Below are 23,721 nucleotides of genomic sequence, written 5' to 3'. Positions count from 1 at the left end.
CGTGACGAAACATTTCCTTACAGGATGTCGTCACGATGGCCCGTTTTCGTATGCTTTTCCTGCTGGCCGGTCTGGGCGCGTTTGCAGCAGCATCCGCGGCTCCTGCGCCGCCGCCCATTCTGGCGCCGTTTTTTCATGACGGCAGTTTCGAGCCCGGCAATTACGGGTTTGTCCGGGGTGCTTTTCCGGGTGCGACCGCGCAGCAGGTCGCGGACTGGAAGGCCATTAAGGCTTATGGCAGGGCCTGCATGCATGATGCGGCACTCGTGCAGGATGCGGAGCTGAAAAAGCTCGGGATTATCGCGTCCGTTCCGAAAGATCGCGGCTATCAGGACCGGCTGTGTTCGCAGATCCTTAACGTCATCTCTGCGCCGGAAGGTTTTGCGAATTGGGAGGCATTCCGGACAGCATTGTCCCGCAGCCTTCCCTATTTCCAGACTTACGAGGCCGGGATCACGGCTTCAGTCAATGCCATTCAGGGGGCAGAAGAGAACACGCTCGAAGAAGAGGCCACAGCACGCATCATTCCTGATCAGGCCTGGCGGGGGCCCCTTGGGATGGAAACATTAGACACTCTGTCAGGCGTTGATGCCGATACACTCAGAATGCTGAAAAACCGTACTGTACACAGATTTGAAGATGTGGATTGGGACAACAGTCACTGGGTGCGGCATCTGCTGGACACGAAGGGATGGTCAGCCGTGATAAAGGCGGGACCGAGAACCGCAAAAATGGTCTGGCTGATAGTGCAGCATGCCGATGAGGATCCGGCCTTTCAGGCCAAAGCGCTGCATCAGCTTGCGCCCTATGCGCGCGCTGGCAAATTCGCCAGGCCGGATTATGCATTGCTGACAGACCGGGTCATGCTGGCGACGACAGGCAAGCAGCATTATGGCTCCCAGCTTTCGTGCCAGAACCATCACTATGCACCCCGTTCGCTTGATGCGGGCGGCGACGATCCGAAGACGCTGGACAAACGGCGGGCGGAAATGGGGCTGTTCTCGGAAGCCACCTACCTCACCTATCTGCCACCCCATTGCTAAAAGGGGTGAAGGGGGCGAGCCCCCTTCCGGGTGCAGGGCAGCGCCCTGCATCACAACGCCGTCGGACGGTCCATGGTCTTGCGCAGCGGATACAGCGCCAGTTCTTCGATTGTCGCACCGGTATTGGTGGCCTGAAGGCCCAGCGTTGTCAGCGGATTGGCAGGGAAGACCAGGGCCGTGGCAACCGAGAGGCCGTCATTGGCGAAGAGTTCCAGCGCACAGGCATCCAGCACCAGACGCAGGGAAAAGCGGCGGCTGTTGGCGATCAGGGGCGTGGAGAAACGCTCCGTGAAGAAGGGCTGGGAGAAGCCGTGCAGGTCACCACGGTCGAGCCAGAGCTGGCTTGAAAAAGCATCGAAACCGATGGAGAGGGACTCTCCCTGCCCGTTTGAGAACACGATGACGAAGCGGCCCGCACGGCCCTGTTCGCCGTCCGGCTGCGGGTTGCTGCGCTCATCGACAGTGACGATCAGGAGCAGTTCAATGACCGTGCCGGTGGGGAGGGCAACCTGCACACCGCTCTGGGCGGCGATACGGTCCACTTTGAACGGGATTTTCTCGCCCCGGAAGGCTTCGAGCCCGTAGGGGCGCTGGACCAGACGCAGCCAGTTCATTTCATCCCGGCGCAGGGACATGCGGCGCGGCAGCGTCATGAGGCCGCGCCAGCTCCGGTTGGGGACTTCCTCGCAGTACTGCCAGTTGCCGAACCAGGCGAAATAGACCGCCTTGTTGTCCGGCATGCTGTCATAGACCTGCATGGCGTAGCTGTCCTTGGCGAAGTCCGTCAGGCCGATCACCGTGTTGTCGGGCGTAAAGCGCTCACCGTCGAAATCGCCCACGAAATACTGCGTGACGCTGCCGCCCAGCGGGCCGCCCGGATTGACGGAGACGAACAGGACCCAGCGCCTGCCTTTCTCCTCACCCTCGATGTCGAGTTCGATCAGGTTGGGACATTCGTAGTCCACGCCGAACAGACCGGCCGGGCCGAAGCTGCTGAGATGCATCCAGTGCAGCAGGTCGATGGAGCCGTAGAACAGCACCTTGTGGGCGCGCGCGCTGACCACGACCATGATCCATTTGCCGCTGGCCTCATGCCAGAAGACCTTGGGATCGCGGAAGGAATTGACGCCGATATTCAGGATCGGGTTGTGGTCGTAGTCGATGTAATGCTGGCCGCCATCGGGGCTCCAGGCGATGTACTGCGTCTGGCTCTGCGGTGTGGCGCGCGTGTAGATCGCGACCAGTCCGCCGGGCATGGGCGGGAGCGCAGGCGGGGCGGCATGGGTTTCGGCGCTGCTTGAAGGGGCATAGACCGACCCGAACGGGGCGGACTCATTCGGGCCGAGCGCGGGCATTTTGTCGGGCGCGTAAGGCGTGTCAGATGTGGTTTTCCGCAGTTCCGGGGCGAGCGCCTGCATGGCGGCCTGCGTGGCCGTCGGGGTCGCCGGAGGAGCAGCGGCGGCCTCCGGTTTGCGGGGCGGGAAAAGACCCGAGACGTTGTTGCGGTCCAGCACGACGCAGCCGGTATAGGCCTCGCCCGCTGCCGTCTGGTCAATGGCGATGGGCTGGTCCTGCCAGGTGTAGAGATCCGTGCTGGTGGCGTGGCCCCAGTGGACGCGTCCGGCGTAGGGGGCGGTCGGGTCGTACTGGTAATAGAGATGGTAGGTCTGGCCGTCGAAGATCAGGCCGTTGGGGTCATTCATGAAGCCGGTAGGCGGCGAGAAATGAATGGAGGGGCGATAGAAATAGTCGCTCTGGGTGCGGATGACAGGCTTGTTATTTGCGCCGGGCTGATCGGCGGGTTCGATATGCGCATTGCTCGGCTGATGGCCGTGAGGCGTGAGCGCGTCTTTCGGCGGTTCATCGGCGGCGCTAGCATTCCCCGTCAGACGCAGGCTGCTGCCGACGGTGCCGGCAACGGTTCCGGCGGCAAGAAGGGATGTCAGGGCGCGGCGGCGGCCCGGGACTGGCAGGTCATTATGGTCTGTCATGACGGACAGGATACATGAGACGCCCGTTTTCAAAAGAGCGGGCGTGAGCCCGGGGCAGGACGTTGCATGTCCGGCCCGGATACGGACATAGTGCGGCATGAAGCGTCTCGACCCCTTTCTCCTGTCCCTCATCGCCGCAATCGCGCTGGCCTCTTTCCTGCCCTGCCGGGGGCAGATGGAGCACATTCTCCAGCATGTCGTGACGATCCTCATCACGTTCATGTTCTTCTTCCAGGGCGCAAAGCTCGAACGTCATGCCATCGTGGACAGCGTGAAGGACTGGAAGCTTCAGGGGAGCGTACTGTTGTGTACGTTCGCGCTGTTTCCGCTGCTGGGGATCGGGCTACATCTTCTGTTCCGGACAGTCTTTCCGGATGCGCTGTTCGGTGAGGAACTGTGGTCGGGCATCCTGTTCTTGTGCTGTCTGCCGTCCACCGTGCAGTCTTCCATCGCGCTGACCTCCATCGCGAAGGGCAATGTTCCGGCGGCGATCTGTGCGGCGACGGTTTCCAACATCGCGGGCATTGCGCTTACGCCGCTGCTGACGGGCGTGGTGCTCGGGCATATGGGCGCGGGACATTCGCCGCTGGAATCCGTGCTCGATGTGGGCAAGGAGCTTCTGCTTCCGTTTGCGCTCGGGCAGATCCTTCAGAAATGGGTTGGGCCGATTGTGCGGAAACACAAGATCCTGATTTCATTCACCGATCGCGGGTCCATTATCGTGGTCGTTTATACGGCGTTCAGCTCGGCCGTGGTCGAAGGGATCTGGCACCGGGTTTCGGGCGCGCATTTGCTGGAAGTGGCGCTGCTCAACAGTTTCATGCTGGCGCTGGTTCTGGTGCTGTCGCATCTGATGGGCGACGGGCTGGGGCAGACGACGGAGAACAAGATCGCGCTCCAGTTCTGCGGCTCGAAGAAATCGCTGGCGTCAGGCGTGCCGATGGCGAGCGTCATTTTCCCGGCGGCATCGGTCGGCATTATTGTGCTGCCACTGATGATCTATCATCAGATCCAGCTCTTCACCTGCACGCTGCTGGCGCGGCGTTATGGGCGTCGGGCGCTCGACACCAGCGACCAGGGCACGGCGACCTCGCCGCAGCGGCGCACGGCCACGCCGTAAACTTCGGCGAACAGAGCGTCCGTCAGGACTTCGGCGGGCGTGCCGATGCTGACGAGACGCCCCTGCGACAGGACCGCGATGCGCGTGCAGAAGCGGGCCGCGAGCGCCAGATCATGCAGGACGACAGCGACGGCCTGACCCTGCGTGGCGTACTGCCCGAACAGGTCCATAACCGTCAGGGCCTGTGCCGGATCGAGTGCCGCGACGGGTTCGTCCGCCAGCAGAATGGGGGCCTGAACCGCCAGCGCGCGGGCGAGCAGGACGCGGGCGCGTTCGCCGCCTGAGAGACGGGCGGAGGAGCGGTCGGCAAAGGCGCTCATCCCGACCGCATCGAGAGCCTGCTGCACGGCTGTTTCATTCTGTTCCGCCGAGGCCGTGCGGCGATGAGGCAGGCGCCCGAGCATTGCGACATCCCGCACGCTCATGCCGATGGCAGCAGGCGCTTCCTGCGGGAGGTAGGCCAGATGGCGGCCGCGCTCTTCGGGCGGCATGGTGAACAGATCCTGTCCGTCCAGCAGGACGCGGCCGGTCTCGGGGCGCAGCAGTCCGGCCATGATGCGCAGGAGCGTGCTCTTGCCCGCACCATTAGGTCCGATCAGGCCGAGAACTTCGCCGGGACGCACATCGAGCGCAATATCATTGAGCAGTCTGTTGCCCAGAAGCGTCAGGCTGATCGTGTCTGTCTGGAGGATCATGGTGCGCTCCTCATACCGGCCGTCCGCGCAGGCGCCAGACCTGCCAGAAAAAGACCGGCGTTCCGATCAGGGACGTCACGACGCCGAGTTGCAGTTCGGCACCACTGACGGGCAAGCGTACGAACAGGTCCGCGGCCAGCAGGAGCGCTGCGCCCCCGAGTGCGGATGGCAGCAGAAGGCGCGACGGGCGGGCTCCGGCGAGTGGGCGCAGCAAGTGCGGCATGACGAGGCCGACGAAGCCGATGCCGCCCGCCACGGCGACGCCGCTGCCGACCGCAAGCGCCGTTCCGAGCACGACGCGCCACTGCACCGCACGCAGGGGGAAGCCCATCGTCTGGGCAACATCTTCGCCAAGGGTCAGGGCGTCGAGCGAGCGTCCGGTACTGAACAGCAGCGCCGAGCCGATCAGGAGGCCGGGTGTGGCAATCAGCACGTCATGCAAACTGGCGCGGGACAGGGAGCCCATGAGCCAGTGCATGATTTCGTAAGACGCATAGGGGCTTGGCACGAGATTGAGCGTCAGGGCCAGAAGCGCGGCACTCATGGAGCCCAGCGCCGCACCAGCAAGCACCAGAACGAGCGTACCGCCTCGGGTCAGGGCCAGAAGCAGCAGCGTGGCTAGCCCGGCGCCGGACAGGGCCGCAAGCGGGAGTGCGGGCGCCCAGACTGCCGAGACGCCGGTATAAAAAACCAGCACGGCTCCGAGCGCACCACAGCCCGAAATGCCCAGCACGCCCGGATCGGCGAGCGGGTTGCGGACCAGTCCCTGAAGCGCCGCACCCGACAGGCCGAGCGTTCCGCCGATTAGCAAAGCGAGGATCATACGCGGCAGGCGGATCTGGCCGATGATGGTGGCGGCGATCGTCTCACGGCCATGCAGCATGTCGGACAGGCCTTGCACGACGCCGATCCCCGCCGGGCCTGCGGCCAGTGACAGGATGGCGAGAGCCAGAACCACGGCGCTCAATATGGCGACGGTCAGGGTGTAGCGGCTCATGGCGAGGGCTCCGTACCAGTCAGACGGTCATGCGCGGCGATCAGGGCGGTCAGTGCATCGAGAGTGTCGGGCGTGCCACACATGGTCAGGCGGCCGGGAAGTGCCAGAAGATGCGCGCCCGTGAAACGGTCCCGCAGGGCGGGATGATGCACGACATCTTCCGCCAGAGACGCGCCTTCGGAAATCATGCCCGTCACCAGCAGGGCGGGCGGATGGGCAATCAGTGTTTCGAGCGCGATGGTGCCGTCGGGGCGTTCGGAAGCGGACAGGCGGAAGCCGGCGCGCTTTAGCAGATCGGAAATCAGGCCGCCCTCTTCTCCCGCAAGGTTCGCGCCGATGACCGTGGCGGTCAGGATCTGGTCCGGATGGGTGGGATGGAGGCTTTCCAGACGCTCCGCGAAGGCGCGGATCATGTCGTCGCCGCGCGCGTCCTCGCCGATGGCGTGGGCGACGGTGCGGATCTGCGTGGGAATATCCGCAAGGGAGGCGATGGACGGAAGCTGGACGAACGGGACATGCAGGGCATTGGTCACGAGCGGGACGGTCGGGCGGTGCCATGTTCCGTCCAGCACGACGTCCGGATGGGTGACGACGAGATTTTCGCCGTCAGGGCGCTGGATGGGGTAGGTCCTTGCCACCTCGCAGCGGACGGATTCCGCGCAGTCCGTTGCCAGGGGGCTGAGACCGAGGATGTGGGACGGGTCTGCCAGTTCGAGCAGCAGTTCGTCCGTGCACAGGTTCAGGGAAACGATACGGGTCCGCACCGGACCGGCACAGGCCGATCCAGCGATCGCACCCGTCATCAGGCCCGACAGCAGCAGGACTGCCATCGGGGCTGAAAGGGCGTGAAGGAACGCCTTAAAGGCCAAACGTCACACCGCCATAGAAGGATCGGCCCGGCTGGAGATAGCCGACCGGGTTTTCATAATACCGGTTCCCCAGATTGTCGCCGCGAGCGAACAGGGTGACGAAATCGGCCAGCTTGTATTCCGCAGCGATGTTTACCGTGACGTAGTCATGACCGATCGTGCTCATGGACGTGTAACGGTCGAGATCGTGCCAGCCGCTGACATAGAGCAGGCTCGGCGTGATGCTCAGGCGTTTGGTCGGCGTCCAGATGACGCTGGCCGTGGCCTTGTGACGGGGGCGGCGCACCAGGGCCGCACCCGTGCTGCGATCCGACGCATCCGTCCAGGTATAGGTGCCGCGCAGATCCACGCTCTTGATGATGCGGTAATCAACAAAGGCTTCCACACCATGCGTCTGGGCGCGGGCGACGTTCACATAGGTGTAGTTGTAGCCCGACAGTGCCGTGTTGATGAGGTTGCGGACATGGTTGCCGTAATAATCGGCGCCGAAGGTCAGCTTGCCGTCCAGAAGACGCTCTTCAAATCCGGCATCAAAACCCAGGAGACGCTCGGCCCGCAGGTTCGGATTGGCCAAGAAGTAATAGGCCGGGTAGCTGACGAAGAGCTGGTTCAGGGACGGGCCGTGGAAGCCCGAGCCGCCACTGGCCTTCAGCGTCAGGCCGGTGCCGGGGATCTTCACGGCAGGGGCGACACGCCAGGTGACGTAATTGCCGTAACGGGAATTGTTGTCATAGCGGATATTGGCCGAGCCGAAGAGGATATCGTGCCAGTGGCCTTCGAGCTGCCCCCAGGCGGCGTTCGTCGTGGTCTGGGCCGAGACCGGGGTCATGATCCGCTCACGGATATAGTCGTAACCCACGAGAAAGGAGCCGTTATGGCCGAGATGGGTCAGGCCCTGCCAGTCCACCTTCAGGCGATCGCCGCGGTTTGAAGCGATTTCCGGATCGCCAGCCGTGATGTCATGGCGGCGATAGGTAATGTAGCCGACACCCAGCGTCTGCTCGAACACGCCCTTGAAGGATTTCATGTGTGCGGTGCCGCGCAGGATGGCCTGTTTGAGATCGCTCTCATTCTGCTGCGCTGACGGCAGCGCCGGGTAGGAGCTGTAATCGTCGGCGACGTATTCGTAATCCGCCTGCGTCAGATGGGCCGTAAAGCCGAGATCGAAATTGTCCGTCACGTCATAGCCGAGGCGTACATTGGCCGTACGGTTGTCGTTGCGGTTGGACGCGACATCATGGCCTTGGACCTGCGCGCGGATGGCTTTCGGCACGGCCTGATAGTCGCCGACATGGTTATGCGAGACTTCAACCATATAGTGGAAACGATGGAGCGAACCTGAAAACCCGGCCGTCTCGTTCTTGGTGGAATAGCTGCCACCTTCAAGACGGACAAAACCGTGCAGCGGTCCCTGCCCCTGCTTGGTCGTCATGTCGATGACGCCGCCCATCGCATCTGCACCATAAAGACCACTCTGCGGTCCGCGCAGGATTTCCACCCGGGCCAGACCATCGGTGAGGAACTGCGCCGTATCAAATGCCCCGGCCGGCGTGGACGGATCATTGATGTCCATCCCGTCCAGCCGCACCTTCACTTCATTGGAATTGACCCCGCGCATGAAGATCGACCCCGTCCCGCCGGGGCCGCCCGTGCGCACCATGTTCAGGCCCGGCTCACGCGCCAGAAGGTCCGCAAGGTCGCGCCGCTGCAGAAGTTCAATGTCACGCTGGGTCACAACCGTAACCTGCGAGCCGACCTTGCTGATGTCCTGCGGGATGCGATTGGCCGTTACGGTGACGGTCTCCGGGACGGTGGCGGTCACGGCGTCAGGAGTGGTCTGCGGGGCACTGGTGGCTGTCGTCCGGGGAACGGCCGGGGGTGCCTTGGGCTTCTGCGGCGGTGCCGGTTCCTGGGCCGGGACGGACGCCAGCGCGGGAACGGCGACAAGCATGCTCGTCGCGAAAAGAAGGCAGGAAATACGGGGCATGGCGATAGTAATGTCTCGTCGTTCTGCGTCGCCCTCAAGAAGGAGGCAGACCCGCAGTGACAGGGCCTGACCCGGCGTTCCGATGCACCCCGCCCGGACCGTCCTTCGGACAACTCATGCTGACGGCAGGTCTCCTGGCTCGCGCTCCGGTCTCAGGCCCCTTCCCGGCACCGGGCCAGTGGGTTCTCTCCTGAAGCCGTACTGTTCGCCCGTTACGGAGCGACAGTCAGCACTTACAGTTGCGGGGGCAGCCGCAGTTTTGCACTGCGTTCCCTTTTCACCCGGCAGGCCGGGCACCGTCAGGTGTCATGAAGCGCCCCGGGCGACACAAGTCAAACACAAACATCCATTTCTGGCTGATTTGATACCGCACAACTCTGCAACATGGCTTTCATTCTGTTACAATACGGCCTTTGCCTCGAATATCCCCGGACGTCAGTGTTCCTGCCATCGGATACAGGATCAGGACACGATCATGACGACCCATTCTGCTGCCCAGACGGTTCACCAGGACCGCGACCTTCCGGCAGGACGCGATGGCATGAAAGCAGAGGGGCCCGGTCTTCCCCAGCGCCTGTTGTGCAGCACCTTCCGGGTCCAGCAGTATAATGACGTCCATGCCCGTGCCGCCGATCTGAGACTGCGCCTGCCGCTGGGCCGCAAACGCCTTCAGCGGATCGAACGCATCCGCGAAGCCGGGGCGCTGTTCATCCATGTTCCCAAGAACGGCGGGACCTCGATCTGTGACCTGCTGTATGGCGGGATCATGATGCATGAGACCTGGCGCTACTATAATCATGTCGCCCCCGATCTGTGCCGGACCCTTCCCAGCTTCGCGATCTGGCGCGATCCCATGAAGCGTTTCGTTTCCGCATGGGCCTTTGCCCGTCGTGGCGGCACGTCACGGGTGAAAATCCATCCTGCCGTCAACGCGCTCTACCGCTCGTTCCACACGCTGGACCATGCCATCGACCACGTGGAATCCTGTTCGTCCGTTTACGAGATGGACCATGTGTTCCGTCCGCAGACCCTGTATGTCTGCGACCGTAATGGCCGGCTTGCCGTCGATCAGCTGTTTTCGATGGACCGGATTTCGTCCCTGCCCGATCTGGTGCCTGTCCTGAAGGGCAAAACCATTCCCCATCTGAACGGCAACAGCCACGATGTCGTCCCCACGGCCGCGCAGGCGAAAAGGATTCGAGAGATCTACAGCGCAGACGAAGCACTGCGTCCCGCAGGATGACTTTTTGAAACGATCGCCCCCAGAAAAACGGGTCATGTCTTCCAAATGTCACAATGCGCAGGGAGTTACCTGCCCTTTCGCGCCGTTAGATCAGCGAAATGTGACTAAATTGCCATACCCCCTTCATGTCATACTGTATCACTCTACATCTGATTGAAATAGAGCCGGCACTCATGCTTTTTCTCGGTTGAAAGTTCACCTGACCGAGAAAGACCAACAATACGATGCGCCTTGCTCGCCTGCTTTCGACTTCGGCCCTGTTTGCATTTGGTACGGTGTCGGCATTTGCCGCCCCTGCAGACAGCACGGCCCCTTCCACCAAGAAGGGTCCCACGAAAGTCGCTGCTGCCGCCGCCCCGTCCATGATGGGCAATACGGCTCCAACAGACGAACATGAAGAACATGTCTCCGTCAGCGGTCACCGCTCCTATTTCGATGGTGTAACACGCCGCGATGTCGGTGGTGGTCTGATGCAGAAACAGGATGCGGCAAAGTCCGTTTCCGCCATTTCCCGCGACTACATCGAAAAGCAGGCCCCTGGTCAGGACCCGATGCAGCTCATCGCGCTGCTTCCGGGCGCAAACGTTTCGTCTTCCGATCCGGCAGGTCTGACGGGCAGCCACATGAGCGCCCGCGGTCTCGACCAGACGCAGATGGGCTTCACGCTTGAAGGCTTCCCGATCAACGACGTCGGCTCCTTCCAGACCTATTCCCAGGAAATCGTGGATTCCGAGAACCTGCGCAAGGTTGCTCTCGCACAGGGTTCCGCCGATCTCGACAGCCCGCATCTGAGCGCCACAGGCGGCGTGGTCGACATGTACATGATCGATCCGAAGATGAAGAAGGGCGGCGCGTTCGACGTTTCCTACGGGTCGTACGCCTACACCCGCGGCTTCCTGCGCCTCGACACCGGCAAGATCGGCCAGACCAACCTGCGCGCCTATTTCTCCGGCTCCTACGCGACCGAAGATGCCGTCCACTCCATGGCGACGAACCGCAAGCTGCATGCCGAAGCCAAGTTCGTGAACGACTGGGGTGACGGCAACCGCGTCTCTCTCGCGATCGTCGGCAACCGTCTGTACAACTACCTGAACCGCTCCGTGAATATGGCGTCGTGGGACGCCTACGGACTTGGCGTCAAGGACAAGTACGTCGCATCCTACAAGAATGCAGCGGGGACCACGGTTTCCAACACGGTCTATAACGGCGTCTACAAGGACCCGACCGGCAAGACCACGGCGAACGACGCCGATTACTACAAGTTCCACCAGAACCCGTTCACCAACATCTATGCCAGTGCCCCGTCCACCTTCAAGCTGACAGATCACCTGGTGCTGACCGAAACCCCGTATTTCTGGTACGGCAGCGGCAGTGGCGGCGGGGCTTATGCCGCACCCACAAGCTGGGGCGCCACGTCCATGAACGGCACGCTGGATGGCAAGACCGTCGCCAAGGGGACGCTGCTTTATGAACCGTCCATCACGACGACGTATCGTCCGGGCGCCGTAACCAAGCTGACCCTGACCACCGGCGTCAACCGCCTCATGGTCGGTTACTGGTTCGAGTATTCCAAGCAGATCCAGAGCGCCCCTGCCACGGGCATCGGTTCTGATGGCACGCCCTGGGAAGTCTGGGGTGGTGGCCCGAACTATGTGTTCAACAATGGCACGACCTACCAGTACCGCGCCAACCTGACGCAGACGCGCGTCCACACGATGTTCATCGGCGACAGCCTGTCCCTGCTGCACAACAAGCTGACCATCGAAGGCGGCCTGAAATACGCCATCGTCACCCGCGATGCGCAGAACATGCTGCCCGACACCTCAACGGGACCGTACATCAACAAGACGTATTACGAGCCCCTGCCAACGGCCTCGATCCGTTACCAGATCAATCCGGAAATGCAGGTCTTCATCTCCGGTTCGACCAACTTCCGCATGCCGACGAACTACTCCCTGTTCGACGCTGGGACCTATTACAAGCCGGGCGGATATTCCACGCAGGGCAATGCCAACCAGCAACCGGAAATCTCCATTTCCGAGGAAGCAGGCTGGCGTTATACGGGTCCGACGGTCATGGCCTCGGTCACGTATTTCCACTACAACTTCACCAACCGCTTCTTCTCGCAGAGTGAATGTCTGAACGAGACGTGCAGCAACTACGCAACGGGCAACATCAATGCCGGTGGCCAGAGCACGAACGGTATCGATGCGGAAATCGGAACGCGGCCGATCTTCTATCATATCCGCCCCTACGCTTCGTTCGAATATGTCGATGCACGCACGACCAGCAACCTGCGCGGCGGTAGCGGCAAATATATCGACTATCTGCCGACCAGCGGAAAGTTCGCGCCTGAAACCCCGAAATATCAGGTCGGCTTCAACCTCGACTATGATGACGGCAACCTGTTCGGCGCCTACAGCCTGAAATATGTCGCCAAGCAGTATTCCACTTTCATGAACGACGAACACATTCCCGGTTACGTCAAGATGAACATCTCGGTCGGATACCGCTTCAAGAATGTCGGTTTCCTGCAGGCACCGAACATCAAGTTCAACCTGACCAACATCACGGACAAGCACTATCTCGGCTTCCCACTCGGCCTGCAGACCAATGCCGTAGCAACACGCGGCATCTTCGGCACCACGGTCCGCGGCACGGCACCAACCTATGCCATCGCGGCTCCGTTCGCCGCGACGGGTTCCATCAGCGCCGGTTTCTGATCCTTCGGAACCCGCTGGAACTGAATACCCCATGCCGGTCTCCGGCATGGGGTTTTTCATGACCGGGAACGCCCGGCCGGGAAGGCTCTGCGCACTTGCACTCCACCCGGCAATATGGCCATTTAAGACCACGCCAAAGATGAAAAGGATCCACGGTGGGCAGAACGAAAACGGCAGTCAGATCAGCTCTGGACATCTATCTGGATGCCCTGCGGGATCACCTGTCCATTGACTCCAAGGCCATCGAGACGGCGCTTTCCGAGTTGCCGGGGTGTGAGCAGTATCCGGGGCTGTGCCGCCGGATGGAGCAGGATCTGGCGATGGGCCGGAGCCATGCGCGGGAGATCACGATCCTTCTGTCCCGGCACGGACACCCTGCCCCGGTTCCCCATGAGACCGTCTCGTCCATTCTCAGCACCGTCTCGGGGCTGCTGCATGGGGGTGAGGAGCATGACGTTCTGAAGAACGTGCTGGCGGCGAGCGGGTATCGCGCCCATCAGATCGCCTCGCTTCAGGTGCTGATCGTGCTGGCACGGCAGCTTGGCTTTGCGCAGGACGCGGCCGCGCTGGACTGTCTGAAGGATGAGGAAATAGCGGCGGCCGGGGCGCTTGAAGGGCTGATGCCGGAAATCGTGGCGCAGTATCTGGCGGCGGCCTGAAGCGGCTCAACGCGGCTTGCAAGACATCCGTGAGGGCGTAAACTTCGGGCATGTCCTCATTCCGCTTCCTTCATGCTGCTGACATCCATCTCGACAGCCCCCTGAGGGGGTTGAGCCGTTACGAGGGGCTTCCCGAAGCGGAAATCCGCGGCTCCACGCGGCGCGCGCTGGACCGGATGGTCGAGACGGCACTCACCGAAAAAGTCGATTTCGTCGTGCTGGCTGGCGATCTGTATGACGGAACCTGGCAGGATGTGGGAACCGGGCTTTACATGGTCCGGGCGCTGAGCCGGCTGGTTCAGGTGGGCATCCGGGTCGTGACGCTTTCGGGCAATCATGATGCCCAGTCGGTCATTGCGCGCGAACTGCCGCTGCCGGACGGGATCGACCATTTCTCCTATGATGCGCCGCAGACGCTGCACTGGCCCGAACTGGGTGTGGCGCTGCATGGGCAGAGTTTCCGGGACCGGCATGTCACGCAGGACATGACACGCGCCTATCCCGCGCCGGTGGCGGGGTGTTTCAATATCGGGGTGCTGCATACGTCGCTCTCGGGATATGGGGAGCACGAGACCTATGCCCCCTGCTCCGTCGAGACGCTCTCGGCCAAGGGGTATGATTACTGGGCGCTGGGGCATGTCCATGCGCGCGAAATCGTCTGCGAGCATCCGTGGATCGTGTTTCCGGGCGTGCTGCAGGGACGGCACGCGCGGGAGACCGGGGCCTGTGGCTGCGCGCTTGTAGATGTCGAGGACGGATCTGTCCGGTCCGTGACGTTTGTCGATTGCGATGTGGTGCGCTGGAGCCAGCTTGAACTGGATGTCAGTGACATGCAGACGATGGAGGCGGTTCTTGCCGCCGCGCGGCGTGAGATGGAGCAGGCGCTTGCCGAAGCGCAGGGGCGGACTGTCATTGCGCGGATTGTGCTGACCGGGCAGAGCGCATTGCATGACCGGTTATGTGCTTCCCATGCCTGGAAAGAGGATCTGCGGAGTATCGCGGTTTCGCTGGCGCATGGGACCGCGCAGATCGCACTGGAAAAAATCCGGAACGAGACAACCGCACCGGTACATCGGACTAGTGTTGCAGAGACGCGGGAGCTGGATCTGGCGCTTGAGGGACTGATGCAGGATGAGGATTTTCTGGCGTCCCTGCCCGAGGCATTTGAAGGATTTTTCTCTGCTCTGCCGTCCTGTGTGGAGCGGGACAGTCTGATGGCGGGCGGCCAGTTTCCGCTTGAGCAGGCACGGGCAGCCTTGCGGGCTCGACTGGTGGGGGAGACGGAATAATGCGTTTCGATCGTCTCGATCTTTTCCGCTATGGCGGGTTTCAGGATGCCACGCTGACCTTTCCCAAAGGCGCGCGGGATCTGCATGTCATTTATGGTCCCAACGAGGCCGGAAAATCGACGACGCTCAACGCCATCCGGGATTTCCTGTTCGGATTTCCGCATCATATTTCCGGAGACTGGATGACGGCCGCCTCATTGCTGCGGGTCGGGGCGTGTCTGGAACAAGACGGGACGGTTTTCGAAGGTATTCGCCGGCGCGGGCGAAACCAGACATTATATGCGGCGGACGATAAAACCGCTCTGGACGATCTGCCGCTGCGGACCTGGCTGGGCGGGCTGGATACGAAGGGCTTCGAAGCGGCCTGGGCACTGGATCATGCGCGGTTGCGCGAAGGCGGCGAGGAAATGCGCCGTCTGAAAGACGATGCGGGGCTCCAGATCCTTGCGGCTGGGCTGGGGCTTGAGGGGGTCGGGAAACTGGCATCCTCCCTTCAGGACGATGTCAATTCGCAATGGAAATATCGCTCTTCCAAATCGGCTTTGCAGCAGGCGCGCACAAAACTTACGGAGCTGCAAAAGACCCTGCGCAATGACACGACAACAGCCAGGCAGCTATCAATTTCGAATAGGGAACTTTCCCAATCAGAAACAGAAAAAGCTCTCTGTGAGCGCGCAATTCAGGACCTTGGCGTGCGCCGCAGAAATAATTCACGACGGAAAATGACATCTGTTCCGTTTCAGAAACTTATCGATATAGAAACGGAAATTGCGCAGTTCCCTGCGTGGGAATTGAGTATTCAGGAATGCAGTCGGATTGAAAAAATCCTTGAGACGCTGCGCCGGGATGAACATGCTGCATCGATTGCACGGCAAAAGATTGGTGCAGTATCAGAACAAATAAAATCTTTCGGTGAGCCACATCCGATCCTTGGGGATCATGAAAATATCCGTTCACTTCTGGCGAAAGGTGTTCTTATTGAACGGCTGGAAGCAGCGGTTGGAGAACGTCAGGCACGCATGACGCGGGACGGGATCTGGCTGGAACAGTTCTGGACGCGGCATGAATGTGAACCGGGTGATCTTCCCGCACTGGTCGCGCTGGATGATCTGGATCAGCGGCTTCAGGCCCGTGTTCTGCTGCAGACGCAGGAGCAGGGTCTTCGGGCACGGCTTCGGGACACGGAGCAGGCTCTTGATGGCCTTCATCCTGTGGCTGGTTCGGGGATGGAAGAGCATTCCGGTACGGAGCGGTTGCGTCTGTTCAGACTGGAACTGGATGAGGCGAGAAGTCTTGGTCCGGTTGATGAGCGCATCGACGGTCTTGCGCAGGAGGTTGCGCGGCAGGAGGACCTGACAGCTGCGGCTTATGGGGCGCTGTTGCCATGGTCGGCGAAGTGCGGGGATCGCCGTGGTGAGCTGACGGCTCTTGCAGTGCCCGACCTCGCAGGCCTTGAAGAAGAAATCCGGCTGTGGACAGCACTTGAAGAGCAGCGGCGCGGCGCGCTGGACGAGGAGCAAGCGGCGCAAACGGCTGCGGCGCAACTGGCGCAGCAGCGTCGGCGGCTGGAAGAAGATGGACAGGCCGTTTCCCGTGAACAGCTTCTGGCAGCGCGTCAGGAACGCGACCGTCTGTGGCAGGACATGGAAGAGCAATTCCGTTCCGAAACCTGTCCGGCTCCTGCGATGCGGGAGGCGTTTGGCGTTCTGATCCAGAATGCGGACAGTCTGGCGGACCGGCGTCATGCCCATGCCGAGCAGTCTGCACAACTGGCGGCACTGGTGCGTCAAGGTGAGGATCTTGTGCTGAGGGCTGACGAAGCCCGGCGCAGGGTTGTGCAGGCAGAGGCGGAACTGGATCGCCGCAGAACTGCGTGGGCGGCGCTGCTGGAGACGCTGGGTGCTCCGGTGTTGCCGCCTGCGCAGCTTCAGGTCTGGATCACGCGGCGTCAGGCGGCACTGGCAGCCGAGGATGCGTTGCAGGTCGCGCGGATGCAGCTTGAATTGGCAAAGACCAGCCGGGATGAGATGAGCCGGCGGCTGGGCGTCTTTATAAAGGGCTGCACGTCAGACCGGCTGGCTGTTCAGATCCGGCAGGCCGCATCCCTTCTGGAGCGTGACGAGGCCGAGGCGCAGCATCATGCTGCGCAGCAGGCGGAACGTGTCCGGTTGGAAAAGGCCCTGACACGAGACCGGGCGATGCTGTCCGAACTGGAACGTAGTCAGGCACAGTGGGAAGAAGACTGGACGGTTGCATGTCACGGATGCCGTTATCCGGGCCGGGCAGAGCGGGTTGACCTGCAGGATGTGCGGGAAGCGCGCACGATCCAGGAACGGCTTGAAAACGAGCGGAAGGAACAGGATTCCGAAGCGCGCGATATTGCAGCTTTCCGCAATGCGCTTGGGGTTTTCCTTCAGCGCTATGGGCAACGCGATGCAGTGGAGCTTGAGGCTTTCCTGACGCGGGAACTCGAGCGCGAACGCAAGCGACAGGCTGTTGTGCAGCAGCGAAATGCCGTTGAGGCTGAAATTGCTCAGGCCGATGTGCAGATATCGGCGCTTCAGGCGGAACTGATGCCGGTGCGATCCATGCTGGGAATTGGGCCGGATGATGATCTCCATACCGCGCTGTCGCAGGCACGGCACAGGGCCGGGCTTTGTGAAAAGCGGGACGAACTGCGGGAGCAGATCCGGCAGGCGGGAAATGGCAGACCACTCGAGGCATTGCTTGAAGAAGCACGCGGGACGGATCCGGCGCAGCTTGAGCAGGAATTCGAAGCCATCGAAGCGGAGACTGCGGCGCTGAATGCCCGCAGGTCGGAAGTGGACGAGCGCCTGTTCAAGGCGCGGGCGGCTCTGGCCGAGCTGGAAACTGCACGGGGCGTGCATGAAACGGCCGAGGAAATCCAGGAGACAGAGGCGGAAATTGCCGAGCGGGCCAGCCGTTATGTCTCGCTCAGGCTCCAGCAGTTGATGCTGTCACGTCTGGTGGAGCAGGGGCGGCAGAAGGCGCATGGGCCGCTGCTGTCACGGGCCGGGGATCTGTTTTCGCGCCTGACGCTTGGGCGTTATACGGGACTGGCGACGGAAGACGAAGGATCGGACGGGCTTGTGCTGGCAGGGAGCCGGCCTGGGAACACGGCGCTCGTGCCGGTGCATGCCATGAGCGAGGGCACGCGCGATCAGCTTTATCTGGCATTGCGTCTGGCGTCGGTGGAGCAGGCACTGGATCGTGGAATCCGTCTGCCTTTCCTGGCCGATGATCTATTCGTGACGTTCGATGAAGAACGGACGGCAGCCGGGTTGAAGATTCTGGCCGAAATTTCAGAGAAAACGCAGGTTTTATTTTTTACCCACCATGGGTATATCTTAAATCAATCAAAACAGATTGCGTGTATTACCGAACTATAATCTTATTTTAAAAGAACTTTTACTTTTAAGACTTTTAATATGGTCTGTGCCATCAAATGGCACCCGGTGACGACACAGTATGAAATACAATGTGGCTATTTCCCTTTAAATGGATTTTCCCTATAGCCATTCATCTATCGTTGTTTTGCTTGGTTTCACTCCCTAAGATGGTGTTTAACAGCATTTCCACCTCTCCTTACAGAGCATGGTCGTGACTGACAGTTCGCATGGTGATCTGAATGCACAGCGCATCGTGCCGCTGGCCACACTTGCGGTGCCACCACGCGGTATGGATCCTGTTGTTGCCCGGCTCAGCACAACCCTGTCATCGGCAATCGCCGGGATTCTGAAACAGGGGCGGGCCGTGCTGGTGCTGCCCCGGCAATCGCGCGGCACGCTGTATCTGGATCAGCGACAGTTTGCAGCACTGACGACACCCCCGGCGGTCGAGGCCACGGCAGATGTCTTTCTGCTTAGCGTGACGCGACCTGCATTGCTGCGACATCTTCCCATGCTGTCAGGGCTGCCGCCGCTGACCTTCGACCTGGAAAAAGGGCCCGGCGCCTTTCTTTTATCCGTTTCTGCCATGCTGGAGGCCGGGTTTCTGGAAGGTGCAACCCCCCAGACGCGCCAGCGTCTTCTGCAGCATGTGACGGATCTGCTGATCACGACGATCCTGGATTGCCTGGATCTGGAAGTCAGTGTGGCCGGGCGCCGACGGCATCGGCAGAAGCATATCCGGCATTATATCGAGACGCGGTTGCACGAACATGATCTGACCCCGCAGAGCATTGCTGAAGCGTCAGGGATTTCGACACGGGCGCTTTATCAGCTTTTCGACGGAGAGGAAGGTGCCGTTGCGGGCTGGATGCTCAACCGCCGTCTGGAGCGGATCCATGCCGATCTGACGAACCCGGCTCATGATGCGCTGCCGATTGCACAGATTGCGCTGAACCACGGCTTCCGCAACGCTGCACATTTCTCCCGGCGGTTCCGGCAGAAATTTGGCGCGTCTCCGCGTGAGGTTCGCCAGCGTTTCTCGCGAGGAACTGTCCGGTTGGGTAGCGCAGGTCGGGGCTGAATTTTTCCTGCTTTGAGAACCATTAAAAAAGGCGAGGGATGTTTCCCTCGCCTTTCTGTAGTCTGAAACGCAACCAAAGTTCCGCTTACTCTGCGGCCGGACCGGCCAGCAGCGTTGCAAGCGAACGACCGAAACCGGTCGGATCAGGAAGGGGCTCGCCTTCCTGCACCCGCGCCAGATCCAGCAGGACGCTGGCATAGTCCTTGATGCCTTCGCCCTTCGTCACACGCTCGGCCAGGGCCTTGATGAGCGGATGCTTCGGGTTGATCTCAAGGATCGGCGGCATGGCTGGCATGGCCTGACCTGAGCGACGCATCAGGCGCTGCATTGTCAGGTCCGGACCTCCGTCGGACGTAATGACCACGGCGCTGCCCGTCAGACGCACAGTGCTGCGAACGTCCTTGACCTGATCGCCAAGCGCGTCCTTAAACGCCGGGACCAGCTTTTCGACATCGGCGGCCTCGGTCGTGTCTGCTTCCACAGACTCGAACTTCTCCAGATCGCCGTGGGAGTGGGTGACGGAGCGCAGGGGCTTGTCCTGATAGGAGGACAGACGCTCCGGCCAGAAGCCATCCACCGCGTCGGACAGTAGCAGGACCTCAATGCCACGTGCGCGGAAGCCCTCAAGCTGGGCCGAGGACTTCAGGGCATCGAGGCTGTCACCCGTCAGGTAATAGATGGCGTCCTGACCATCCTTCATGCGGGAGACGTAATCATCCAGCGTGATCAGGTCGTCACTATAGGTGGAGTGGAAGCGGGCGAAACCGGCGATTTCCGTACGGTGTTCAGCGTCTTCCCACAGGCCTTCCTTGATAACGGCGCCGAAGTTTTCCCAGAATGTGTTGAAACCGCTATCGGCTTCCTTTGCACGCTTGCTGATCTCGCTCAGGACGCGTTTGGTCACGGCCTTGCGGATGCGGGCCAGGACCGGAGTGGCCTGGAGCATTTCACGCGAGACGTTGAGCGGCAGGTCTTCGGTATCGACCACGCCCTGCACGAAGCGCATCCAGTTCGGGACGAGTTCGGCTTCGTCGGTGATGAACATCCGGCGGACATGCAGATGGATCCGGCTTTCGCGGGACCGCTCCATGAAATCGAACGGACGGGCGCTGGGCAGGAATAGCAGGGCCGTGAATTCGGTTACACCTTCTGCGCGCCAGTGCAACGTTGCATAGGGTTCGTCAAAGGCGTGGGAGATGTGCCGGTAGAATTCGGCATACTGTTCCGGCGTGATTTCGGATTTCGGCTTGCTCCACAGGGCCGTGCCTTCGTTGGCAGCCTGATCTTCCGTGGTGCCGTCTTCCTTGGTTTCACGCAGGGTGATGGGCCAGGAAATATGATCTGCCCATTTGCGGATGATGGAGCGCAGACGCCAGCTGTCGAGGAAGTCGTCGGCATCATCCTTCATGTGCAGGACAATGTCGGTACCTGGCGTAGAGCGGGATGCAGGGGTGAGCGTGAAGGCACCTTTGCCATCTGAGGACCAGGTCCAGGCTTCATCCGAACCGGCCTTGCGGGACGTGACGTCCACACGGTCCGCAACCATGAAGGCGGCATAGAAGCCAACGCCGAACTGGCCAATCAGGCTCGGGCGGTCTTCCGGCTTGGCGGCATTCAGCTTCTCACCAAAGGCGCGGGTGCCGGAACGGGCAATCGTGCCGAGGTTCTGGGCCAGTTCGTCATGAGTCATGCCCACGCCGTCATCGGAGATGGTCAGCTCTTTCTGGCTCTTGTCCGGATTGATGCGGATAGACGCATTTTCCGGAAGAGCCAGCGCGCTGTCGGTCAGGGCCTCGAAACGGCGCTTGTCCGTGGCGTCAGCGGCGTTGGCGACAAGCTCACGCAGAAAGATTTCGCGATCTGAATAAAGGGCATGGACCACGAGATCCAGAAGACGTCCGACTTCAGCACTGAACTCATGCTTTTCGGCGGCCTTCTGGGTGTTTGTTTCGCTCATATCATCAATCTCCCTCAAGGAAAGTGATCTGGATATGCGATGTCACAAACAGTTTTTCAACTGCGATCAGAGGTATGAAGCCAGAGTCATGCTCTTCATGTCAGCGATAAGCGAATAGGACGCCTGAAGCTGGTTGTTGGTGTCCGTGACCTGCGTGGAAACCTTTGCCAGATCGGCATCCTTTACCTGTCCGAGCTGGGTGGTCAGGGCAGAGGACATCTGGCTCAGCATGGCGCTTTGACCCGTCAGGTTGTTCTGCTGGACACCGAGAAGGCCACTCATGTCTCCCAGACCGCTCGTGACCGTATCCATGGAACTCTGAAGCCCGGAAATCAGATTGGAATAGTCGGTGGTGCTGCTCGAAGACGAGCCCAGAGAAGCGACGACCATGAGGTTTCGCATCAGATCGCGGATGGGTGAGCTTGTGGAGGTGGACGTCGCACCCTGCGTGGCAACCATGCCGACCGACACTGTTTCGGACTGTCCGACGACAACCTGCGTTTTCTGCTGATAGGCCTGATCTGGCGAAGTGGACACCGATGCAGAAAAGGGTTGGCCGGCCGTAGTATTGTTGGCGAGATTCTGCGTCGTGCTGAGAATATCGGCTGCACTGGTTGAACCGAGTTGGCTGACGGCTTGTCCGATCTCATTGGCCAGGCTGGATGTGCCCAGATCTGTGCTGACGGGTGCCGTGGTGCTCTGTTGCCCGGCGAAGACGTAGCTGTCGCCCTGTTTGGTGTTCAGCAGATTGCCAAGTGACGTCAGGGCCGACTGTGCGGCGGTGGCAGCCGTCGTGACGGTTGAATAGGACAGCGTGCTGCCAAGTGTGGACAGAGAGCTCGTCAGATCGCTGGCAATGCTCGAAATCTGTGAGAGGGCAGTCTGCGTCGTGGTCAGGGTATTCTGGGCGTTCGTGACGTTGCCCGTCCAGGCCGAGACCTGCGTAATGGCCGGCTGAAGCGCGAGAGCCTGTGTTCGGGATGCGCCGAGACCGGCATAGCTGTCGGACAGCACGCCGGTCGAAGCCTGGAGCTGAAGGGCGCTCTGGTTCTGTGAAAGGTTCTGGACACCGAGGAGAAGCTGGCTGGAGATTCCTCCAAATCCGAAGCTGGAGATGGTTCCGGTCATGATCAGGATCCGATTGCGCTCAGCAGGGCGCTGAACATTGTCTGAACGGTCGAAACGACTTTGGCATTGGCCGCATAGGCGTTCTGCAGGGTGACGATATTGGCCATTTCCGTATCCACGGAGACCGTGGAGGTTCCGGAAAGATTGGACGTCAGGCTGGTCTGTGTCGTCTGGGACAGGGCGAGGCCGCTGCTTGCATCACTGGCGGTGGCAGCCTGTTTTGCCGTCAGGGAGGTGGCGAGGGAAATGATCCCCTGATCGCCCGTATACCCTGTCGACAGGTTTTTGGTCATGCCGAGGTTCGTGCTTGGAGCCGCAGTGCCGCTGCTTCCAAAACTGTTGTTCAGCACGTTGAGGACGGTCTGGGTGCTGGATGTGCTGTTATCGAGCAGTTTGGACGGGTCATCGGAATAGACGCTGGAAACGCTCATTTCCTGCGAGAAGCCGACGCTGCCGGTCGGCGTGAGATCCGTCTGCGATGTGCCCGGAACACTGCCATCTGCACCGGACGTGAAAAGAGGCATGCCCTGATCGCTGAAGCGGGTGGCGACTGTCGATGTCAGGGAGTCCAGCTGCGCCTGCATGGTAGGGAGGGTCGTGTCCCGCAGGGTGATGTTGGCGCCCAGCGTTCCCCCGGTCAGATGGGTAGTGACGTCCTTGCCGTTCAGGGTGATGGCAGGAATGGTGTTACTAGAGGACGTGCCCGGATAGGTCATACTGACCGAGATCTGGGCCGAGGACGTGGAAAGCGGCCATGTGGAGGACACGGTCGCAGGGCTGGCGCTGCTGGTGTCGCGCGTAGGAAGCGTGACGCCATCTGCCGTGCTGATGGTCATGTCGCCATTTGCGGATTCCGACCAGGAGACGGAGAGTTCCGAGGACAGGGACGACAGGGCCGTGTAACGCTGATTTTCGAGCGCCGCCGTATCCTGTCCTGTGCTCTTGAGGTTCATGATCTTGGTGGACAGGGTGCCGATCGTGGTGAGATCGGTATTGATGTCCGAAACCGAAGAGACCACGGCGTTCTGGGCGGTCTGACGCTGGGTCTGGTATGCGGAAGACAGGGTGTTGACGGACTGGGCAAAGCTTGCGGCGGCGGAAACGACCGTGCTCTGGGCCGAGGCGCTGTCGGGTGTGGAGGTTAGGGAGGTCAGGGCGGACTGGAGATTGCCCAGCTGGTCAGACAGCGTGCCGCTGCTGCCGGAGGTTGCCGTCGTTGAGCCCTGAAGCGCCGTGATGTTGGACAGGGAATTGCTCGTGGCCGTGTAGGCTGCGACATCCGCGTTCTGGGCGTAGAGCGCCTTCTGGACCTGTTCGTTCGTGGCGAGTGTTGTGGCGGCAGTGCGGACGCCAATACCCGTATTGCCAGCCACGGTGGACTGAACGTTGGCGTTTTCCTTGATATAGCCGCTTGTCCCCGCATTGGAGACGTTGTTGGACGCAACGGCCATGGCGTTCTGAACGACGTTCAGGCCAGATGTTGCAATCGAGAGTGCGCTGTTCAGTCCCATGAGGCTGGTGTTCCTTCA

Annotated in this window: 16 protein-coding genes and 1 riboswitch; of the genes, 8 read left to right on the top strand and 8 right to left on the bottom strand. The window is 61.0% G+C overall.

The window, feature by feature from the left end; all coding sequences use genetic code 11:
- The first annotated feature begins 35 nt into the window (after nucleotides 1–35).
- Nucleotides 36–1,043 carry a DUF6624 domain-containing protein gene (locus ACJ2A4_RS08390; RefSeq protein WP_408872480.1) on the top strand — a complete coding sequence of 336 codons (1,008 nt, stop codon included), beginning with the start codon at nucleotides 36–38 and terminating at the stop codon, nucleotides 1,041–1,043.
- A 50-nt stretch (nucleotides 1,044–1,093) separates the two neighbouring features.
- Here ACJ2A4_RS08390 and ACJ2A4_RS08385 read toward each other — a convergent pair whose 3' ends face one another.
- A complete protein-coding gene (locus ACJ2A4_RS08385) occupies nucleotides 1,094–3,034 on the bottom strand; it encodes a glycoside hydrolase family 32 protein (protein WP_408872479.1) in 1,941 nt (646 codons plus the stop codon).
- A gap of 97 nt (nucleotides 3,035–3,131) precedes the next feature.
- On the opposite strand from ACJ2A4_RS08385, the gene ACJ2A4_RS08380 reads away from it, so the two are divergent.
- Nucleotides 3,132–4,154 carry a bile acid:sodium symporter family protein gene (locus ACJ2A4_RS08380; protein WP_408872478.1) on the top strand — a complete coding sequence of 341 codons (1,023 nt, stop codon included), beginning with the start codon at nucleotides 3,132–3,134 and terminating at the stop codon, nucleotides 4,152–4,154.
- Here the strand turns inward: ACJ2A4_RS08380 and ACJ2A4_RS08375 are convergent.
- The 4 genes from ACJ2A4_RS08375 to ACJ2A4_RS08360 are packed head-to-tail and all read right to left on the bottom strand — an operon-like array spanning nucleotide 4,079 to nucleotide 8,702.
- Nucleotides 4,079–4,849 carry an ABC transporter ATP-binding protein gene (locus ACJ2A4_RS08375; protein ID WP_408872477.1) on the bottom strand — a complete coding sequence of 257 codons (771 nt, stop codon included), beginning with the start codon at nucleotides 4,847–4,849 and terminating at the stop codon, nucleotides 4,079–4,081. The two genes, ACJ2A4_RS08380 and ACJ2A4_RS08375, sit on opposite strands and share 76 nt — an antisense overlap.
- Nucleotides 4,850–4,859: 10 nt before the next feature.
- Nucleotides 4,860–5,846, bottom strand: coding sequence for an iron ABC transporter permease (locus tag ACJ2A4_RS08370; protein ID WP_194688495.1), 987 nt, complete (start codon nucleotides 5,844–5,846; stop codon nucleotides 4,860–4,862).
- Complete coding sequence (locus ACJ2A4_RS08365; protein ID WP_408872476.1) at nucleotides 5,843–6,676, bottom strand: ABC transporter substrate-binding protein; 834 nt, start codon at nucleotides 6,674–6,676, stop codon at nucleotides 5,843–5,845. Before ACJ2A4_RS08365 ends, ACJ2A4_RS08370 begins: the two co-directional genes overlap by 4 nt.
- A 28-nt stretch (nucleotides 6,677–6,704) precedes the next feature.
- Nucleotides 6,705–8,702, bottom strand: coding sequence for a TonB-dependent receptor plug domain-containing protein (locus ACJ2A4_RS08360; protein WP_408872475.1), 1,998 nt, complete (start codon nucleotides 8,700–8,702; stop codon nucleotides 6,705–6,707).
- 106 nt (nucleotides 8,703–8,808) lie between these two features.
- A riboswitch (cobalamin riboswitch) is annotated at nucleotides 8,809–9,018 on the bottom strand.
- A gap of 159 nt (nucleotides 9,019–9,177) precedes the next feature.
- On the opposite strand from ACJ2A4_RS08360, the gene ACJ2A4_RS08355 reads away from it, so the two are divergent.
- The 6 genes from ACJ2A4_RS08355 to ACJ2A4_RS08330 all read left to right on the top strand — a co-directional run bounded on the left by ACJ2A4_RS08355 (nucleotide 9,178) and on the right by ACJ2A4_RS08330 (nucleotide 19,107).
- Nucleotides 9,178–9,945: a hypothetical protein gene (locus ACJ2A4_RS08355; RefSeq protein WP_408872474.1), complete on the top strand. Its 768-nt coding sequence runs from the start codon at nucleotides 9,178–9,180 to the stop codon at nucleotides 9,943–9,945.
- A 224-nt stretch (nucleotides 9,946–10,169) separates the two neighbouring features.
- The gene (locus ACJ2A4_RS08350) at nucleotides 10,170–12,668 is read left to right on the top strand and encodes a TonB-dependent receptor (RefSeq protein WP_408872473.1); all 2,499 of its coding nucleotides are present in this window, start codon (nucleotides 10,170–10,172) and stop codon (nucleotides 12,666–12,668) included.
- A gap of 155 nt (nucleotides 12,669–12,823) precedes the next feature.
- On the top strand, nucleotides 12,824–13,327 hold the full coding sequence (locus ACJ2A4_RS08345) for a DUF892 family protein (RefSeq protein ID WP_408872472.1): 504 nt from the start codon (nucleotides 12,824–12,826) through the stop codon (nucleotides 13,325–13,327).
- A gap of 50 nt (nucleotides 13,328–13,377) precedes the next feature.
- Nucleotides 13,378–14,616, top strand: a complete 1,239-nt coding sequence (locus ACJ2A4_RS08340) for an exonuclease SbcCD subunit D (RefSeq protein ID WP_408872471.1) — start codon at nucleotides 13,378–13,380, stop codon at nucleotides 14,614–14,616.
- A complete protein-coding gene (locus ACJ2A4_RS08335) occupies nucleotides 14,616–18,026 on the top strand; it encodes an AAA family ATPase (protein ID WP_408872470.1) in 3,411 nt (1,136 codons plus the stop codon). The genes ACJ2A4_RS08340 and ACJ2A4_RS08335 overlap by 1 nt, the downstream gene beginning before the upstream one ends.
- 205 nt (nucleotides 18,027–18,231) lie before the next feature.
- A complete protein-coding gene (locus ACJ2A4_RS08330) occupies nucleotides 18,232–19,107 on the top strand; it encodes a helix-turn-helix domain-containing protein (RefSeq protein WP_408872469.1) in 876 nt (291 codons plus the stop codon).
- 85 nt (nucleotides 19,108–19,192) lie between these two features.
- Here ACJ2A4_RS08330 and htpG read toward each other — a convergent pair whose 3' ends face one another.
- The 3 genes from htpG to flgK form a co-directional block, all read right to left on the bottom strand.
- On the bottom strand, nucleotides 19,193–21,064 hold the full coding sequence (htpG, locus tag ACJ2A4_RS08325; RefSeq protein ID WP_408872468.1) for a molecular chaperone HtpG: 1,872 nt from the start codon (nucleotides 21,062–21,064) through the stop codon (nucleotides 19,193–19,195).
- A gap of 66 nt (nucleotides 21,065–21,130) precedes the next feature.
- Nucleotides 21,131–22,192: a flagellin gene (locus ACJ2A4_RS08320; RefSeq protein ID WP_408872467.1), complete on the bottom strand. Its 1,062-nt coding sequence runs from the start codon at nucleotides 22,190–22,192 to the stop codon at nucleotides 21,131–21,133.
- Nucleotides 22,193–22,194: 2 nt separating this feature from the next.
- Complete coding sequence (gene flgK / locus ACJ2A4_RS08315) at nucleotides 22,195–23,703, bottom strand: flagellar hook-associated protein FlgK (protein WP_408872466.1); 1,509 nt, start codon at nucleotides 23,701–23,703, stop codon at nucleotides 22,195–22,197.
- Nucleotides 23,704–23,721: the final 18 nt, after the last annotated feature.

This window comes from Gluconobacter roseus (assembly GCF_046058915.1).
GTDB lineage: Bacteria > Pseudomonadota > Alphaproteobacteria > Acetobacterales > Acetobacteraceae > Gluconobacter > Gluconobacter roseus_A.
Note: the sequence above shows the minus strand (reverse complement) of the source record. Positions and strands in the feature narration are given on the sequence as shown.

Bases quoted from the DNA above. Each gene is read 5' to 3' on its own strand.
- ACJ2A4_RS08390 (WP_408872480.1), top strand. From the start codon at position 36: ATGGCCCGTTTTCGTATGCTTTTCCTGCTGGCCGGTCTGGGCGCGTTT.
- ACJ2A4_RS08385 (WP_408872479.1), bottom strand. From the start codon at position 3,034: ATGACAGACCATAATGACCTGCCAGTCCCGGGCCGCCGCCGCGCCCTG.
- ACJ2A4_RS08380 (WP_408872478.1), top strand. From the start codon at position 3,132: ATGAAGCGTCTCGACCCCTTTCTCCTGTCCCTCATCGCCGCAATCGCG.
- ACJ2A4_RS08375 (WP_408872477.1), bottom strand. From the start codon at position 4,849: ATGATCCTCCAGACAGACACGATCAGCCTGACGCTTCTGGGCAACAGA.
- ACJ2A4_RS08370 (WP_194688495.1), bottom strand. From the start codon at position 5,846: ATGAGCCGCTACACCCTGACCGTCGCCATATTGAGCGCCGTGGTTCTG.
- ACJ2A4_RS08365 (WP_408872476.1), bottom strand. From the start codon at position 6,676: ATGGCAGTCCTGCTGCTGTCGGGCCTGATGACGGGTGCGATCGCTGGA.
- ACJ2A4_RS08360 (WP_408872475.1), bottom strand. From the start codon at position 8,702: ATGCCCCGTATTTCCTGCCTTCTTTTCGCGACGAGCATGCTTGTCGCC.
- ACJ2A4_RS08355 (WP_408872474.1), top strand. From the start codon at position 9,178: ATGACGACCCATTCTGCTGCCCAGACGGTTCACCAGGACCGCGACCTT.
- ACJ2A4_RS08350 (WP_408872473.1), top strand. From the start codon at position 10,170: ATGCGCCTTGCTCGCCTGCTTTCGACTTCGGCCCTGTTTGCATTTGGT.
- ACJ2A4_RS08340 (WP_408872471.1), top strand. From the start codon at position 13,378: ATGTCCTCATTCCGCTTCCTTCATGCTGCTGACATCCATCTCGACAGC.
- ACJ2A4_RS08335 (WP_408872470.1), top strand. From the start codon at position 14,616: ATGCGTTTCGATCGTCTCGATCTTTTCCGCTATGGCGGGTTTCAGGAT.
- ACJ2A4_RS08330 (WP_408872469.1), top strand. From the start codon at position 18,232: ATGGTCGTGACTGACAGTTCGCATGGTGATCTGAATGCACAGCGCATC.
- htpG (WP_408872468.1), bottom strand. From the start codon at position 21,064: ATGAGCGAAACAAACACCCAGAAGGCCGCCGAAAAGCATGAGTTCAGT.
- ACJ2A4_RS08320 (WP_408872467.1), bottom strand. From the start codon at position 22,192: ATGACCGGAACCATCTCCAGCTTCGGATTTGGAGGAATCTCCAGCCAG.
- flgK (WP_408872466.1), bottom strand. From the start codon at position 23,703: ATGGGACTGAACAGCGCACTCTCGATTGCAACATCTGGCCTGAACGTC.